The organism is Sorangium sp. So ce131 (genome assembly GCF_051519095.1).
In the GTDB taxonomy this organism is placed as follows: domain Bacteria; phylum Myxococcota_A; class Polyangia; order Polyangiales; family Polyangiaceae; genus Sorangium.
The window spans coordinates 9,375,320-9,390,890 of the sequence record NZ_CP150455.1 but is presented as its reverse complement, the minus strand read 5'-3'; the positions used below and the strand labels follow the sequence as shown (position 1 = coordinate 9,390,890).

13 protein-coding genes are annotated in these 15,571 nt (G+C 73.1%); 6 read left to right on the top strand and 7 right to left on the bottom strand.

The features are described 5' to 3' along the window. Nucleotides 1–43 precede the first annotated feature (43 nt). Nucleotides 44–1,147, top strand: a complete 1,104-nt coding sequence (locus WMF43_RS33955) for a deoxyhypusine synthase family protein (protein WP_437671073.1) — start codon at nt 44–46, stop codon at nt 1,145–1,147. Nucleotides 1,148–1,193: 46 nt separating this feature from the next. On the opposite strand, the gene WMF43_RS33950 is transcribed toward WMF43_RS33955, so the two are convergent. The 4 genes from WMF43_RS33950 to WMF43_RS33935 form a co-directional block, all read right to left on the bottom strand. Then, nucleotides 1,194–2,354 carry a homogentisate 1,2-dioxygenase gene (locus tag WMF43_RS33950; protein ID WP_437671072.1) on the bottom strand — a complete coding sequence of 387 codons (1,161 nt, stop codon included), beginning with the start codon at nt 2,352–2,354 and terminating at the stop codon, nt 1,194–1,196. Then, a complete protein-coding gene (locus WMF43_RS33945; protein WP_437671071.1) occupies nt 2,354–3,508 on the bottom strand; it encodes a 4-hydroxyphenylpyruvate dioxygenase family protein in 1,155 nt (384 codons plus the stop codon). The genes WMF43_RS33950 and WMF43_RS33945 overlap by 1 nt, the downstream gene beginning before the upstream one ends. Before the next feature lie 133 nt (nt 3,509–3,641). Beyond that, nucleotides 3,642–4,328, bottom strand: a complete 687-nt coding sequence (gene maiA / locus WMF43_RS33940; protein WP_437671070.1) for a maleylacetoacetate isomerase — start codon at nt 4,326–4,328, stop codon at nt 3,642–3,644. Further along, the gene (locus WMF43_RS33935) at nt 4,325–5,302 is read right to left on the bottom strand and encodes a fumarylacetoacetate hydrolase family protein (RefSeq protein WP_437671069.1); all 978 of its coding nucleotides are present in this window, start codon (nt 5,300–5,302) and stop codon (nt 4,325–4,327) included. The genes maiA and WMF43_RS33935 overlap by 4 nt, the downstream gene beginning before the upstream one ends. A gap of 120 nt (nt 5,303–5,422) precedes the next feature. Between WMF43_RS33935 and WMF43_RS33930 the strand changes: the two genes are divergently transcribed. Together WMF43_RS33930 and WMF43_RS33925 are read left to right on the top strand one after the other, a co-directional pair. Then, nucleotides 5,423–7,837, top strand: coding sequence for a substrate-binding domain-containing protein (locus tag WMF43_RS33930; RefSeq protein WP_437671068.1), 2,415 nt, complete (start codon nt 5,423–5,425; stop codon nt 7,835–7,837). Between the two features lie 149 nt (nt 7,838–7,986). Further along, nucleotides 7,987–10,419 (top strand): substrate-binding domain-containing protein, encoded by a 2,433-nt coding sequence (locus WMF43_RS33925; RefSeq protein ID WP_437671067.1) that lies wholly within the window; start codon nt 7,987–7,989, stop codon nt 10,417–10,419. Between the two features lie 9 nt (nt 10,420–10,428). On the opposite strand, the gene WMF43_RS33920 is transcribed toward WMF43_RS33925, so the two are convergent. Together WMF43_RS33920 and WMF43_RS33915 are read right to left on the bottom strand one after the other, a co-directional pair. Next, a complete protein-coding gene (locus tag WMF43_RS33920) occupies nt 10,429–10,782 on the bottom strand; it encodes a DUF1801 domain-containing protein (RefSeq protein ID WP_437671066.1) in 354 nt (117 codons plus the stop codon). Nucleotides 10,783–10,858: 76 nt separating this feature from the next. Further along, entirely contained in the window at nt 10,859–12,265 is a 1,407-nt protein-coding gene (locus WMF43_RS33915) for an NAD-dependent succinate-semialdehyde dehydrogenase (RefSeq protein ID WP_437671065.1), read from the bottom strand. A gap of 386 nt (nt 12,266–12,651) precedes the next feature. Between WMF43_RS33915 and WMF43_RS33910 the strand changes: the two genes are divergently transcribed. The 3 genes from WMF43_RS33910 to WMF43_RS33900 all read left to right on the top strand — a co-directional run bounded on the left by WMF43_RS33910 (nt 12,652) and on the right by WMF43_RS33900 (nt 14,718). After that, nucleotides 12,652–13,389, top strand: coding sequence for a hypothetical protein (locus WMF43_RS33910; protein ID WP_437671064.1), 738 nt, complete (start codon nt 12,652–12,654; stop codon nt 13,387–13,389). 134 nt (nt 13,390–13,523) lie between these two features. Next, nucleotides 13,524–14,177, top strand: coding sequence for a metallophosphoesterase family protein (locus tag WMF43_RS33905; RefSeq protein WP_437684139.1), 654 nt, complete (start codon nt 13,524–13,526; stop codon nt 14,175–14,177). Between the two features lie 37 nt (nt 14,178–14,214). Continuing rightward, a complete protein-coding gene (locus WMF43_RS33900; RefSeq protein WP_437671063.1) occupies nt 14,215–14,718 on the top strand; it encodes a metallophosphoesterase family protein in 504 nt (167 codons plus the stop codon). Here the strand turns inward: WMF43_RS33900 and WMF43_RS33895 are convergent. Beyond that, nucleotides 14,690–15,511: an alpha/beta hydrolase gene (locus WMF43_RS33895; RefSeq protein WP_437671062.1), complete on the bottom strand. Its 822-nt coding sequence runs from the start codon at nt 15,509–15,511 to the stop codon at nt 14,690–14,692. The two genes, WMF43_RS33900 and WMF43_RS33895, sit on opposite strands and share 29 nt — an antisense overlap. Nucleotides 15,512–15,571: the final 60 nt, after the last annotated feature.

Below are 15,571 nucleotides of genomic sequence, written 5' to 3'. Positions count from 1 at the left end.
GGGCTCGACGCCCCGGCCCCCGCGCGGCTATATCTCGCGCGCTATGTCCTCACCGAAGGCCCCGCGCACCTCGCACCGCCACCTCAGCGATGGCGTTGAAGACCAGCTCCTCCCGCTCGAGGCGCTCGACCCGCTGAAGGTCGCGTCCTTCGACGACCTGCTCCGCGCCATGAGCAGGACCGCGTTCAGCGGCCGCGCGCTCGGCGAGGCGTGCGACGTGCTCGAGACCATGACGCGCGACGAGGACTGCCTCGTCGTGGCGACCTTCTCCGGCGCGATGACCGTCGCCAAGATGGGCGTCGTCATCGTCCGGATGATCGAGGCCGGCATGATCGACTGCATCATCAGCACCGGCGCGCTGATGGCGCACGGGCTGAGCGAGGCGGTCGGCCTGACCCACTACAAGGCGAACCCGGCCATCTCCGACGAGACGTACTTCGAGAAGGGGTACAACCGGGTCTACGACACGCTCGAGATGGAGAAGAACCTCAACGCCATCGAGGTCTTCGTCCGGAAGGAGCTCGACAAGCTGGACACCGGGTCCCCCTGGTCGAGCGAGATCATCTGCCGGCAGCTCGGCAAGGCGCTCGCCGAGATGGGCGAGTCGCCCGGCGTGCTCCGGAGCGCGTACCTCCACAACGTGCCCGTCTACGTGCCGGCCTTCACCGACAGCGAGATGGGCCTCGACGTCGCGACGTGGATGCTGCGCAAGGTCAAGGCGCAGCACGGCGACAAGCCGGGCTTCGACGTGTGGAAGGAGGCCGTGCCGCCCTCGTACAACCCGTTCCTCGACCTCCTGAGCTACGCGCGCCTCGTCCGCACGAAGAAGCGCCTCGGCATCTTCACCATCGGCGGCGGCGTCCCGCGCAACTGGGCCCAGCAGGTCGCGCCGTTCTATGACATCGTCGGCGACCGCCTCGACATCGAGGTCGACCACCCGCGGTTCCAGTACGGCGTCCGCATCTGCCCCGAGCCCGTGCACTGGGGCGGCCTCTCCGGCTGCACCTACTCCGAGGGCGTGAGCTGGGGGAAGTTCGTGCCCCCGCACGAGGGCGGCCGCTTCGCCGAGGTGTACGCGGACGCCACCGTCGCGTGGCCCCTGCTCGTGCGGGCGCTGCTCGAGCGGCTCGGCAAGATGCCGAAGTAGCGGAGGGCGCGCCGCGGCGCCCCGCGACGCTCCCCCCGACGCAAGATTACGCGCCGGCGATGAAGCTGTCCTGGTAGCCCGGGTCCTCCACGGAGAGCGCGGCCGGGGTGGCCGCGAGCGGGCGCGTGGTGTCGAGCATGACCGCGAGCTCGCTGGTCTCGCGGCCCCCGAGGCTCGCCTCGTACGCGCCGGGGTGCGGCCCGTGCGGGACGCCGGCCGGGTGGTGCGAGATGCTGCCGGGGCCGACGCCGCGGCGCGAGGTGAAGTTGCCCCGGCAGTAGAACAGGAACTCGTCGCAGTCGACGGACGCGTGCGGGTAGGGGCAGGGGATCGCCTCCGGGTGGAAGTCGACCGGGCGCGGGACGAAGCTGCAGATCAGGGCGCCGCGCGCGGCGAACGTCCCGTGCCAGTCCGGCGGCAGGTGGACGAGGCCGACGCGCGCCTGGAAGCTCAGGATCGGGAACACGAACGGGTACACCGTCCCGTCCCAGCCGACGACGTCGAGCGGCGAGCGCGGGCAGGTGAACCCGTGGAACGCGCCGCCGCGCTTCACGACGAGCGAGCGGATGCCCTCGTCGAGGGGCCCGGCGAACGTCGGTCGCCGGAAGTCGCGGTGGGAGTAGGGCGCGTCCATTCGCAGCTGGCCGACCTCGTTGCGCCACTGCCGCGGGAGGTGGACGTCCGATGCCTCGATCGAGAGCCACCGCTGGGGCGCGGCGTCGGGGAGGAAACGGTAGAAGAGGCCCTTCGGGATGACGACGTAGTCGTCCTGCTCGAAGCGGAGATCGCCGAGCATCGTGCGCAGGAGGCCGCCCCCGCGGAAGATGAAGAAGAGCTCGTCGGCGTCGGCGTTCGCGAAGTACACGGGGTCGGCGGCGTCCGGCTGCGCGAGCCCGAGCACCACGTCCTCGTTGAAGAGGAGCGGCACGCGGCAGTCGATCGCGGGGCCGCCCCGCCGCGGCAGCTCCTGCGAGAGGTAGTGCCGCTTCGCGAGCGGGCGCGGCGGCGCCGCGACCGGCAGCGCGAAGCCATGCGCGGCCGGGGCGGCGCGGTGCTCGTGCGGGCGGCCCTCGTGGTAGGCGATCGTGTACGGACCGTCGAAGCCCTGCCGCGTCAGGCACTGCTCGTAGCGGAGGGCCCCGGCCTCGCTCCGGTGGGCGATGTGGTGCTTGCGAGGGACGCTGCCGACGGCGACGCGGTCGAGCATCAGCCTTGCCCTCCCGCCCGCTGCTGCCGCTCGATGCTCTCGAACAGCGCCCGGAAGTTCCCGGCGCCGAACCCGCGGTCGCCCTTGCGCTGGATCAGCTCGAAGAAGAACGGACCGGCGTCGGGATCGCGGTGCGTGCCCGCCGACTCCTTGAGGAAGATCTGGAGCAGATACGACCTCGCCCCGTCGCCGTCGACGAGGATCTCGAGCTCGCGCAGCGCCGCGACGTCCTCGTCGATCTGGTCGACGCCGAGCTGCCGCAGGCGCTCGGGCAGGAGGTCGTAGTAGGCGGCCGGGGTCGGCATGAACTCCACCCCGCGGGCGCGCATCTCGCGCACGGTGAGGAGGATGTCGTCCACGGCGAGCGCGACGTGCTGCACGCCGTCGCCGCGGTGCTCCTCGTTGAAGATGTTGATCTGCGAGCTCTTGAAGTGCGGCCGGTAGGGCTCGTTGTTCGCGAACTTCACGCCCGAGACCGGGTCCCACATCACGGCGGACCGCAGGCCCGAGCCGTGGCCCTCCGCCGCCTTGGCGACGTCGTCCGTGTGGAACGCGATCTTCCAGAACGGCTCGAGCCCGAGCACGTGCTCCATCCAGAGCAGGGCGGGCGCCATCGTCTGGAAGTTCGACGTGATGTGATCGAACCGGGCGATCCCGAGCCGGTTGTGGCCGCCGCGCGGCGCGTCGTGCGGCGCGCAGCCGGGGAACAGCGGCCGGTAGCCGCGCCGCTCCACGAAGCGGAAGGTGGTGTCGCCGAACGGCGTCGTGATCGAGAACGAGGCGTACGTCCCGTCCCCGTCCGCCGCCCGGTGGATCTCGTCGATCGGCGTGCCGCCGCGGCCGTCGAGCAGCCGGAAGGCGCGCGCGATGTCCTCCACCTCGAAGACGATCGTGCCCACGCCGTCGGGGTGCTTGCGCAGGTACCGCCACGCCCGCCCGCCCTCGCCGATCGGCTGCGAGCAGACGATCGTGCACTCGCCGGCCTGGAAGACGGCCGACCGCTGCGCCGCCGCCGCGGTGAGCTCCGGCGAGCTCGCGCCGGTCTCCTGGAAATCGAGCTTCTCCGTGTAGAACCTGCGGCTCCGCTCGAGGTCGCGCACGTAGTAGTGCAGCGCCTCCACCCTCTTGATGCCGATCGACTCCACCTTGCTCATCCGGTCCTCCGTCGTGTGAGGGGCGACGCCTTGGGCGCTACGCGCCCGCGGCGACCAAGCGCTACGCGCCCGCGGCGACCAAGCGCTGCGCGCCCGCGGCGACCAAGCGCTGCGCGCCCGCGGCGGCCACGCGTCACGCGCTCGCGGCGACCGCGTCGGCCTGGCGGTCGGGGTGGGCCGCCTGGAAGGCCGGGAGCGCCAGACATGCCGCCTCGATCCGCGTGAGCGTGGGGAACGGGGCGAGGTCGACCTCGTAGCGCCGCGCGTTGTAAAGCTGGGGCACGAGGCAGACGTCCGCCAGGGAGACCTCATCCCCCACGCAGAACCGCCCGGCGAGCTCGCCCGCCGCCGCCTGGAACGCGGCGAGGCCGGACGTGATGAAGCGCCGGGCGAAGGCCCGCTCGTCGCCGCCGAGCTCCTCCTTCACGCACCGCAGCGTGGCGGTGTTCTGCATCGGCTGCGTGCCGGAGTTGATCATCTCCGCGAGCTGCCGCGCCTTGGCGCGCAGGTACAGCTCGCCCGGCGGCGGCAGGAGCGGCGGCGCGGGGAACCACTCCTCGAGCAGCTCGATGATCGCGAGCGACTGGGCCACGCGCCGGACGGCGCCCCCGTCCTCGAACTCGAGCAGGGGCACCTGGGCCATCGGGTTCTTGGCCCGGTAGTCGTCGCGGAGCTGCTCGCCGCCGTCGCGCACGAGGTTCACGGGACGGTAGGCGTGCGGGGCGCCCTTGTGGGCGAGGGCGATGCGCACGCGCCAGGTGCACGAGCTGCGCCAGTAGCCGTAGAGCGTCAGCGACGCCGGCGGGGCCGCGCCGCTCATCCCGCCACCACCCGCTGCGCGATGCGCCCGAAGAGGCTCTTGCCCGCACGGTCGAGCATCTCGATCATGATCGTGTCTCCTGGCTTCATGAAGGGGGTCACGGCCGCGCCGTGCTCGATCACCTCGATCATGCGCTTCTCCGCGAGGCACGACACCCCGCGCGCGGGATCCTGGTTCGAGACGGTGCCGCTGCCGAGCAGGGTACCCGCGGTGAAGCTGCGGGTCTTCGCGATGTGCGCGATGAGGTCGAAGAACGAGAAGTGCATCTCGGGGCCGGCCTCCGGATCGCCGATCAGCGCGCCGTTGTACGTCGAGCGGAGCCGCAGGTGGACGCGCCCGTCGCGGAACACATCGCCGAGCTCGTCCGGCGTGATCGCGAACGGCGAGAACGCCGTGGCGGGCTTCGAGTTGAAGAACCCGAACCCCTTCGCGAGCTCCGCGGGCACGAGGTTGCGCAGCGTCACGTCGTTGGCGAGCAGGAAGAGGCGGATGTGCCGGTGCGCCTCGTCGCGGGTCGTGCCCTGCGGGGTGTCGCCGAGCACGACGCAGACCTCGGCCTCGAAATCGAGCCCCCACGACGGGTCGCGCAGGACGATGTCGTCGGTCGGGCCGAGCAGCACCCCGGAGCCGCCCTGGTACACGAGCGGGTCGGTCGTGAGCGTCTCGGGCGGCGCGGCGCCGCGCGCCTTGCGCACGAGGACGATGTGGTGGATGTACGCGGAACCGTCGATCCACTCGTACGCGCGGGGCAGCGGCGCGGTGAGCTCTTCCAGCGCGAGCGGCGACACCGGCGCCGCGCCGCGCTCGATCTCGTCGGCGAGGCGGCGGAGCGCGGGCTCGGCGCGCTCCCAGCCGTCGAGCGCGGCCTGCATCGTGGGGATCGCGGCCCCTGCGGGCGCGTACGCCAGGCCGTCGCTGCGGACGACCACGAGCGAGCCGTCGCGGCCGGGGCCGCGGAGGGAGGCGAGCTTCATGGGAGCGCTACGGTGCTCCCATCGTCTTCGCTTGACAAGCACGAGCCCGCTCACGCCTGCTAAGGTTCGGCCCCTCTGCTCCCGCGCCCGTGCGTCGAGCGGCCCGCTGAACGGAACCGTATGAACACCGGGCTGGACGTATTTGAAGCGCTCCGTCGTCTCGTGCAGCGCGCCGTGGCCAGCGTGCCCGGCGCGCAGCGCGGCAGCTTGCTCGTGCGCGTGGGCCAGCGCCTCGTCCACAGGGCCGCGGTGGGGTTCGAGGGCGTCCTCCCGGGCGCGCTGCGCGTGCCCCTCGACGGCGGGCTGGTCAGCGGGGCCGCTCCGCACGGGCCCGCGGCGGCGCCCGAGGCGGCGCGCGGCCCGTGCCTCGTCGCCGCGGCCGCGTGGTACCGGGCGCACCTGCCCGAGGTCGCGGCGTCGCCGGGCTGGCCGTCCGCGGACGCGCACGTGCTGATCGTGCCGGTGCACCTGTTCGGGTCGCCGGGCGCCTACCTCGCCCTCGAGCAGCCGGACGCCGCGCAGCTCTCGAGCGAGGGCCGCGCGCTGCTCTCGCCCGTCGTGGAGCGCGTCGGCGCCGCGCTCGCGCGGCGCGGCCTGTTCGACGAGAAGACGCAGGTGGCGCAGGAGATCCGCCTGCTCGAGGAGGTGCTGAACGCCGTCGCCGAGTCGGTCGACGTCGTCGAGCTCATCGAGACGATCGCGGACGGGATCCGGAGCGCGCAGACGGGCCCGCAGTGGGCCGCGATCGACCTGGCCCTCCTCGACGACGCGCGGAGCGCGCCCCGCGCCGGTCGGACGGTCCGGATCTACCGGGCGCCCCGCCGGCCCATGACGTCGTACTGGAACAACGTGCACGACGGCGCGATGGCCGCGGGGCACGATCTCGGGGCCGACGTGCGGTTCGAGCTCGGGCGGGCGGAGGGCGCCGCGGCCCAGGGCAGGCTCATCGAGGAAGGGATCCGCCGGGGCGTGCGGGGGATCGCCGTCGCGCCCATCGACCCGGTCGCGCTCGAGCCGAGCATCCGCCGCGCCGCGGACGCGGGGATCCCGGTCGTCGCGATCGACACGCCGCCCATGGAGGGCACGCGCGCGATGCTCTACATCGGGACGGACAACCGGGCCGCCGGCAGGCTCGCGGGCGAGATGATGCTGCGGCTCCTGCCGCAGGGCGGCGCGATCGCCGCCCAGTGCGTCTCCACGACGGTGCTCAACGTCCGCGAGCGCCTCGAGGGCTTCCGGGAGGCGGTCGCCGGCACGTCGATCCGCATGGAGCCGCCCTCGGAGAGCCAGTTCACGCAGGCGCGCGCGCTCGAGCTCGCCAGGGCCTCGCTGGAGTCGCGGCCCGACATCGCCGGCGCCTTCGGGGTCTGCAGCGAGAACGGCCCGAGCTTCGGCGTCGCCTCGATGGAGCTCGGGAGGAGCGGGGCCCTCAAGATCGTCGCCTTCGACCTCATCACGTCCACGCTCGCGATGCTCCGCGACGGCGTGATCCACGCCGCGATCGTCCAGCGCGAGCACGACATGGCGTACCGCGCCGTGCTCGCGCTCCACGACGTCGCCACGCGCGGCGCGGAGGCGGCCCTCGCGGATCTGCCGGCGTCGCGCGTCGTCGACACGGGCGTCGACGTGGTGACCGTCGAGCGCACGCCCTACTCGATCGCCGTGGCGGACCACCTCGCCCAGAGCTCCGCCCGCCGGAGCGGGACCCGCAGGCCCGGCGAGGCCCACGAGCGCCCGCTCGAGCTCCTCGTGATCGGCATCGCCGAGACGGAGCGGATCGTCGACGACGAGGACCTGCCCGTCGAGGAGGTGTCCCTCGTGGGCCGGGTCATCCGCTCGTCGGGCTCGCTCGTCATCGACGTCGCGTCGGGCGAGCACCAGCACCTCCCCGAGGTCGCCGCGGCCCGCAGCAAGGGCGCGCGCACGCTGGTGGGCGTGCCGCTGATCTCCCACGACGTGGTCGTCGGGGTCCTCCTCCTGAGCAGCGCGCGCGCCGACGCCTGCTCGGCGAGCGACCTCTCGCTGCTCGAGCGCGTGGCCGCGGTGGCCGCCGTCGTGCTCGAGAACGCGCGGCTGCTCTCGCGGCTCAAGGAGCGCACGCGCGAGCTCGAGGCGCTGAGCCGCCGTCAGGAGGCGCTCTTCGCCACGATCGCCGAGCTGTCGAGCCCGGTCGTGCCCATCGCGCGCGGCGTCCTGGTGATGCCGATCGTCGGCGCGCTGGACGCGCAGCGCGCCGGCCGCTTCCTCGAGGACATGCTGCGGGAGATCGCCGAGCAGAAGGCGCGCGTCGTGATCGTCGACGTCACCGGGATGGCGGCCGTCGACGCCAGCGCGGCGAGCCACCTCGCGCAGGCCGCGCGCGCCGCCGCGCTGCTCGGGGCCGAGGTGGTGCTCGTCGGCATCGCGCCCCAGGCGGCGCGGCTGATGGTCGACGAAGGGCTCGATCTGGGCGGCATCGTCACCCGATCCACCCTGGAGCTCGGGTTCTCCTACGCGCTCCGCAAGATGGGCGGACGGGTCGTCTATCGCACCTGAAGCCGCCGTCGCGCCGCGTTCGGCACCTCCGGCGCAACGGTCATCGCCGCGACGTTATCGGACGGCATCCCTTGACAGCGGGAGCGCAGTCGCGGCCTGCTAGTCCTCGGCGCTGCGCCTCCTCGAACCGCCCGGCTGAGCGGAGCTGCATGAACTCCGGACTGGATATCGTCGCGACACTTCATCACCTCGTCGAGAGCGCCGTCGCCCTCCTGCCCGGCGCGCGGCGCGGCAGCCTCCTCGTGCGCGCGGGGGAGCGCCTCGTCTACCGCGCGGCCGTCGGGCTCGACGGCGTCCTGCCGGCCGAGGCGCGCGCGCCCCACGACGCGGGGGCGCTCACCGCGTCGGACCCGATCGGGCCGGCGGCGGCGCCCGAGGCGGCGCGCGGCCCGTGCGTCTGCTCCGCGGCCGCGTGGTACCGAGCGCACCTGCCCGCCGCCGGCGAGGCGTCCGGCTGGGTGCCGGAGGGCGCCTCCATGGTCGTCGCGCCGGTGCACCTCTACGGCACGCCGAGCGCCTACCTCGCGCTGGAGCAGCCGGCCGGCGCCGCGCCGCTCTCGGACGCGCTCCGCGCGCGCCTCGACCTGCTCGCCGAACGCGCGGGCTTCGCGCTCGAGCGCCACGGCCTCTTCGACGAGAAGGCGCAGACCGCGCGGGAGCTGCGCCTGCTGGAGGACGTGCTCGGCGCCGTCGCCGAGGCGGTGGACCCGGTCGATCTCATCAGGACGGTCGGCGACGGCATCCGCAGCGTGCAGCTCGGCCCGCAGTGGACCACGATCGATCTGTTCATCCAGGAGGACCCGGGCCAGGGCGCGCGCGCGGCGGACGTGGACCTCGCGCTCCGCGTCTACGAGGCGCCGCGCCGGCCGATGACCGGGTACTGGAACAACGTGCGCGACGGCGTGCTGGCGGCCAGGCGCGACCTCGGCGTCGACGTCGAGTTCAAGGTCGGCAGGACCAGCGGCCCCGCGGCGCAGGCGTCGCTCATCGAGGAGGCGATCCGGGAGGGGGTGAAGGGGATCGCGGTCGCGCCCACCGACGCGGAGGCGCTCGAGCCGGCGATCCAGCGCGCGGCGGAGGCGGGGATCCCGGTGATCGCGATCGACGCGCCGCCCGCGAAGGGCAGCCGGGCGATGCTGTACATCGGCACCGACAACGCGGCGGCCGGCCGCATCGCGGGCGAGATGATGGCGCGCCTCCTGCCGAAGGGCGGCCGGGTCGCCGCCCAGATCTCCACCATGACGGCGCGCAACAGCAGCCTCCGCCTCGAGGGCTTCTATGCCGGCGTCGCCGGCACGGCGCTCCGCGTCGACCCGCCCACGGAGGATCTGTACGACGTGGAGCGCGCCATCCGGCTCGCCGCCGCCACCCTGGAGGAGAACCCCGGGATCGCCGGCGCCTTCGGGGTGTGCAGCGAAAACGGCCCGAGCTTCGGCCTGGCCGCGAAGCGGCTCGGCAGGGTCGGGGACGTCAAGATCATCGCCTTCGATCTCGTCGCCTCCACCTACGCCATGCTCCGGGACGGCGTGATCCACGCCGCCATCGTCCAGCGCGAGCACGACATGGGCTACCGGGCGGTGCAGGTGCTCGACGAGGCGATCTCGCGAGGGGTCGAGGCGGTCCTCGCGGAGGCGCCGGCGTCGCGCTGCATCGACACCGGCGTCGACGTGGTCACCCTCGAGCGCACCGAGCGCACGATCGCCGTCTCGGATTACCTCGCCATGAGCTCGACCCGCAGGAGCGCGAGCCGGAGCCCGGACCATCCGTCGCGCGAGCGCGGGCACAAGATCCTGGTCATCGGCATGGCCGAGCACATGCTCCCGGTCCAGGAGCGGCAGATCCACGCCGGGCGCGGCTCCTTGATCGGCTGGGTCATGCGCTCGGCCTGCCCCCTCGTCGTCGACCCCGCCTCGCGCGAGCGCGAGGGCTTCGAGGAGGTCGCCGAGGCCCGCGAGCTCGGGACGCGCACGCTGGCGTGCGTGCCGCTGCGCTCCCGGGCCGCCGTCCTCGGGGCGCTCGTCCTGCACAGCGAGCGCGAGGACGCCTGCACGGCCGCCGACCTCGCGCTGCTCGAGCGCGTCGCCTCCGTGGCCGCCGTGGTGATCGAGAACGCGCGGCTGCTCTCGCGGATCAAGGAGCGCACGAGGGCGCTCGAGGCGCTGAGCCGCCGCCAGGAGGCGCTGCTCGACACGATCGCCACGATGTCGAGCCCGGCGGTGCCCATCGCGCGCGGCGTCCTGGTCATGCCGATCGTCGGCACGCTGGACGCGCAGCGATCGGGCCACTTCATCGACGCCATGCTGCGGGAGATCACCGAGCACCAGGCGCGCGTCGTGATCATCGACGTGACCGGCATGGCCGTCGTCGACGCGGGCGCGGCGAACCACCTCGTGCAGGCGGCGCGCGCCGCCGGCCTGCTCGGGACGGAGGTGGTGCTCGTCGGGATCGCGCCCGAGGCGGCGCGGCTGATGGTGGATCAGGGGCTCGATCTGGGCTCGATCGTGACGCGCTCCACGCTGGAGCTCGGGTTCTCGTACGCGCTCGCCAAGACAGGCGGCCGGGTCGTCTACCGGTCCCCCTGAGCGGCGCCCTCAGCGGTCCCGGTGGAGCGCGACGGCCGCCGCGACGAGCGCGGCGATCTTCGGGACGTCCACGTCCTTGGCCGAGCGGATGCGGACGTTGCGGGCCTGCTTGGCGCTGCCGGTGAGCAGGCCGTCGGGATCCGGCATGTCCGCGCCGCGCTCGAAGCCGAGGTTCACGCCGATGCGCTGCGGGGCGAGCCAGCAGATCTGGTGCTCATGCCCTTGCCCCATGCGGAAGCTGACGATCCGCCAGCCCGGGATCACGTGCTCGGTCACGTCGGGGATGAGCCGGAGGAGCAGCTTGCGCACGCGCTGGGTGAGCTGCTGCGCCTCGGGGGGGTACTCGCTCAGCAGCGCGGCCACGGCCGGATCGTCCGACACGACGACGACGGTAGGTCGGGGCCCACGAGGACGCAACCGGCTACTCGGTCTACTCCGTTTACTCGGTTGCCGGCAGGCCCCGCGGCCGCTCGTCCTTTGCGATCCAGACGGTCTTGATGTTCACGAACTCGCGCAGCCCGTACGACGAGAGCTCGCGGCCGAAGCCGGACGCCTTGACCCCGCCGAACGGCAGCCGCGGATCGGACACGACCATCCCGTTGATGAACACCTGGCCGGCCTCGAGCTCGTCGATGAGGCGATCGCGCTCCTTGGCGTCGCGGGTCCAGGCGCTCGCCCCGAGCCCGAAGCGGGTGGAGTTCGCCATGCGGATGGCCTCGTCGAGGTCGCTGACGCGGAAGACCGCGGCGACCGGGCCGAACAGCTCGTCGTCGGCGGCGGGCGAGGGGCTCTGGACGTCGGTGAGCACGGTCGGCGGGAAGTAGTTGCCGGGCCCCTTCAGCCGCTTGCCGCCGGTCAGGAGGAGCGCGCCCGCGGCCACCGACGCCCGCACCTGCTCCTCGAGGTCGGCGGCGACCTGGGCCGTGGCGAGCGGCCCGACGTCGACGGACGGATCCATCGGGTCCCCGACCCGGAGGCGCCGCATGGCGGCGACGAAGCGCTGCTCGAACTCCGGCGCGATCGACTCGTGCACGATGAAGCGCTTCGCCGCGATGCACGACTGGCCGTTGTTGATGATGCGCGCCTTGATCGCGGTCCCGACGGCCGCGTTGAGGTCGGCGCTCGGGAGGACGATCAGCGGATCGCTGCCGCCGAGCTCCAGCACCACCTTCTTGAGGTGCTTGCCCGCCTCGGCGCCGACGCTGCGCCCCGCGCCCTCGCTGCCGGTGAGCGTCGCGGCCGCGATCCTGGGATCGGCGAGCAGCCGCGGCACGGCGTCGGTCCCGACGAGCAGCGTCTGGAAGACGCCCTCCGGGAAGCCGGCCCGCCGGAGGATGTCCTCGATGGCGAGCGCGCAGCGGGGGACGTTCGAGGCGTGCTTGAGGAGGCCGACGTTGCCCGCGAGGAGCGCCGGCGCGGCGAAGCGGAACACCTGCCAGAGCGGGAAGTTCCACGGCATGATGGCGAGCACCGCGCCGAGCGGCTGGAACGCGACGTAGCTCTTGCCGGCGTCGGTCGCGACCTCCTCGGGGGCGAGCAGGCGCTCGGCGTTGTCGGCGTAGTAGCGGCACGCGACCGCGCACTTCTGGGCCTCCGCGACGGCGGAGCCGATGGTCTTGCCCATCTCGAGCGTCATCGTGCGCCCGAGCTGCTCCTTCTCGGAGTCCAGGATCTCGGCCGCGCGGCGGAGCTTCTGGGCCCGCTCGGCGATCGGGGTGCGCCGGAAGCTGCGGAAGGCCGCGTGCGCGCGCGCCACCTTCTGCTCGAGCGCCGCCGACGTGAGGGGCTCGAACGTTTCCAGCGTCTCTCCCGTGGCCGGATTGATCGTCGCGATGGCGGTGTTCACGAGTGTGCCTCCTCTTCGAAGCGCGGGGGGCCGCGCCCCCGTCCCTGCCTGCGCAGAGCGTGCCGTGCCGAGTGATGCCGGCAGGCGAGCTTGAGCCAGACCTGCCTCCTCGCGCAACGGTTACCCGGATGAGTCCGTCCGACTTGCCGCATCCTCGTGATGGTCGCGGCGTCGTGTGAAGGGAGGGGTCGCCATTGCCCCTCCTGTTCCTTACGCTGAGGGGCATGGTCCGCACGCAGAGGGGCATGGTCCGCAGCAGCGGATCCCCTTCCGCGCGCGCCGTGCCCTCGCGGGTGGCGAGCGCTGGCGAGCGCGGGGGGCCCGCTCCTTTGGCGGGTGATCACGCCGCCGGCTCACTTTCCTGCGCGGGCGAGCTCGAGGTGAGGGTGAGGGCGCTGGAGTCGCTCCTGTCCGCCGGCGTGCCGTTCATGGTGGGCGGGGCGTACGCCTTCTTCGCGTACACCGGCCTCTTCCGCGACACGAAGGATCTCGACCTGATGCTGACCGAGCGGGATCTCCCGGCGGCCTTCAGGGCGCTGGAGCGGGCGGGCTTCACGACGGAGCTGTTCGACCCGCGGTGGATCGGCAAGGCGTACGCCGGCGCGCGGTACATCGATCTCATCTTCTCGTCGGGCAACGGCCTGGCGGCGGTGGACGGCTCCTGGTTCGAGCACGCGCGCCCGGCCACGATCCTGGGCCACGCCTGCCTGATCGCGCCGGCCGAGGAGATCATCTTCACGAAGGCGTTCGTGGACGAGCGAGAGCGGTACGACGGGGCGGACGTGAACCACCTCATCTACACGTGCGGCGACGAGCTCTCGTGGGAGCGGCTCCTCTGCCGCTTCGGCCCGCACTGGGAGGTCCTGTTCGCGCACCTCACGTTGTACCGCTTCGTCTACCCCGGCGCCCGGAGCCGGGTGCCCGCGTGGCTCATGGAGGAGCTCTGCCGGCGCACCGTGGAGCAGACGCGGGCCGGCGACGAGCCGCAGCGGGTCTGCCGGGGGAACCTGATCAGCCGGCAGCAGTACAGCCTCGACTACGAGAAGCTCGGGCTCCTGGCGGCCCCCTGCGGGCCGCAGGTGGAGGTCGAGGCGGCGGCGCGGCCGCGCAGGCCGGCGTCATGAGCGTCGGCGACGGCGGCGCGGCCGCGCAGGCGGGTGTCGTGGGCTCCGGCGGGGCAGGGGGGGAGGGCGGCGGCGGGCGGCGGCGCGTCGCCGCCTCCTCGGACCTGCATTGCCGGCCGGAGCACGGCGGCAGGATGCGCGAGCTCGTGAAGGCGGTGAACGCGGAGGCCGAGATGCTGGTGCTCTGCGGCGATCTCACCGACCGCGGCCTCCCCGAGGAGGCGAAGGTGCTGGCGGACGCGCTCGCCGGGCTCACGGTGCCCTGCGCGGCCGTGTTCGGCAACCATGACCACGACCGCGGCGCCGGCGCCGATCTCGCGCGGATCCTGTGCGACGCGGGCGTCGAGGTGCTCGACGGGGATCACCTTCTCCTCGGCGAGGACATCGGGGTGGCCGGCGTGAAGGGCTTCATGGGCGGGTTCGGGAGCGCGACGCTGCAGGCGTTCGGCGAGGAGCCGCTCAAGTCCTTCGTGCAGGAGGCCGTGACCGAGGCGCTGAAGCTCGAGGCCGCGCTGTCCCAGCTGGACAGCGACAAGCGGCTCGTGATCATGCATTACACGCCGGTGCTCGACACGACCGTCGGCGAGAACGTGGAGCTGAGGCCTTTCCTCGGGACGAGCCGGCTGGCCGCGCCGATCGACCTGTACGGCGCCGACGTGGTCTTCCACGGCCATGCGCACCACGGCTCGCTCGCGGGGCGCACGCCGAAGGGGACCCCGGTTTACAACGTGGCGATGCCGCTGCTCAGGAAGCTCACGGGGAGGTCGTTCCTCGTGGTCGAGGTGTGATGGCGAGGGCGCGGCTCATGATCGCTCGGGAGCGCGCATGACGAAGCGGGGAGGGCAGCGGGAGCACCGGGTCGGCGTCATCTCGGACACGCACGGGCTGGTGCGCCCGGAGGCGCTCGCCGCGCTCTCGGGGTCGGAGCTGATCCTGCACGCCGGCGACGTGGGCGGCCCCGAGGTGCTCGCGGCGCTCTCGGCGATCGCGCCGGTGACGGCGGTGCGGGGCAACAACGATCGCGGGCGCTGGGCGGAGGGCCTGCCGGAGCGGGCGACCGTGCGGGTGGCGGACGCGACGTTGTTCATGCTGCACGACGTGAAGGAGCTGGCGCGGGGCGCCGGCGCGGCGCCGGTCGCCGCGGTGATCGCGGGGCACTCGCACCGGCCGGCGATCCGGGAGGAGGGCGGGGTGCTGTTCCTCAACCCCGGGAGCGCGGGGCCGCGCCGCTTCAAGCTGCCCCTGTCGGTCGCGCGGCTGATCGTGCAGGGGGCCCGGGTGACGGCCGAGATCGTGCCGCTCAGTGTTCCTGCAGGAAGGCCCGGATAGCGCCGAAATAGGCCTGCGCGAAGCCGAGGAGTTCGTTGTGGCCGGCGCCGTCGATGAGGCGCAGGGCCTTCTCATCGTGCGGGACGGCGGCGTGGTTCTCGCGGGCGTGATCCGGCGGGAGCAGCCTGTCGAGCGCGCCGTGCAGGACGAGGACGGGGATCTGGACGTGCTTCAGGAGCTCCGGGTTCGAGAAGCGGCGGTGCGCCTCGTCCCGCAGATCGCCGAGCGGGATCTCGAAGAGGGCGAGCAGCTGCCGCACGTCGCTGAAGCCGCTCTCGAGGACGAGGGCGCGGTAGGCGTCGCCGCGCTGCGCGGCGATGCGCGACGCGGGCGAGCTGCCGAGCGAGCGGCCGAAGAGCAGCGGCTTCGGCGGCCGGTCGAGGCCCGCCGCGCGGCTCTTGTCGGCGAGCTCCCGCAGGAAGAAGTCGGACACCTTCGCGGGATCCTCGTAGAGCGAGCGCAGCGTCGGCCGGCCGCCGCTCCAGCCATAACCGCGGTAGTCGACCATGAACAGGTTGAGGCCGATCTCGCGCCACGCCTCGGCGATGTCGTCGTAATCGGAGACGGTCTCGCCGTTGCCGTGGAAGGCGAGCACGGTCGGCTGCCGCGGGTCGGCGAGGTGCCAGCGCGCGCCGACGGCGACCCCGGGGTCGACCGGAATATCGTAGTCCGTCGCGCCCGCGGGCGGGCTCGTCCGGTCGAGCCGGGGGAAGAAGACGCTGCCCGAGCGAGGGCTCGCGTCGAGCGCGCGAAAGAGCTGATCGAGCTGGTCATCGGGGTCGTTCGTCGGCATGGATCACCGGCCTTGGCTGGGGTCGACGGGGGCGGCGGGGCGTGAAGGATACGTCGTGGC

What these genes read in the sequence shown, in the direction of transcription:
- WMF43_RS33900 (WP_437671063.1), top strand. Translation starts at nt 14,215, where the DNA reads ATGACGAAGCGGGGAGGGCAGCGGGAGCACCGGGTCGGCGTCATCTCG.
- maiA (WP_437671070.1), bottom strand. Translation starts at nt 4,328, where the DNA reads ATGAGCGGCGCGGCCCCGCCGGCGTCGCTGACGCTCTACGGCTACTGG.
- WMF43_RS33955 (WP_437671073.1), top strand. Translation starts at nt 44, where the DNA reads ATGTCCTCACCGAAGGCCCCGCGCACCTCGCACCGCCACCTCAGCGAT.
- WMF43_RS33905 (WP_437684139.1), top strand. Translation starts at nt 13,524, where the DNA reads ATGCGCGAGCTCGTGAAGGCGGTGAACGCGGAGGCCGAGATGCTGGTG.
- WMF43_RS33895 (WP_437671062.1), bottom strand. Translation starts at nt 15,511, where the DNA reads ATGCCGACGAACGACCCCGATGACCAGCTCGATCAGCTCTTTCGCGCG.
- WMF43_RS33935 (WP_437671069.1), bottom strand. Translation starts at nt 5,302, where the DNA reads ATGAAGCTCGCCTCCCTCCGCGGCCCCGGCCGCGACGGCTCGCTCGTG.
- WMF43_RS33950 (WP_437671072.1), bottom strand. Translation starts at nt 2,354, where the DNA reads ATGCTCGACCGCGTCGCCGTCGGCAGCGTCCCTCGCAAGCACCACATC.
- WMF43_RS33930 (WP_437671068.1), top strand. Translation starts at nt 5,423, where the DNA reads ATGAACACCGGGCTGGACGTATTTGAAGCGCTCCGTCGTCTCGTGCAG.
- WMF43_RS33945 (WP_437671071.1), bottom strand. Translation starts at nt 3,508, where the DNA reads ATGAGCAAGGTGGAGTCGATCGGCATCAAGAGGGTGGAGGCGCTGCAC.
- WMF43_RS33925 (WP_437671067.1), top strand. Translation starts at nt 7,987, where the DNA reads ATGAACTCCGGACTGGATATCGTCGCGACACTTCATCACCTCGTCGAG.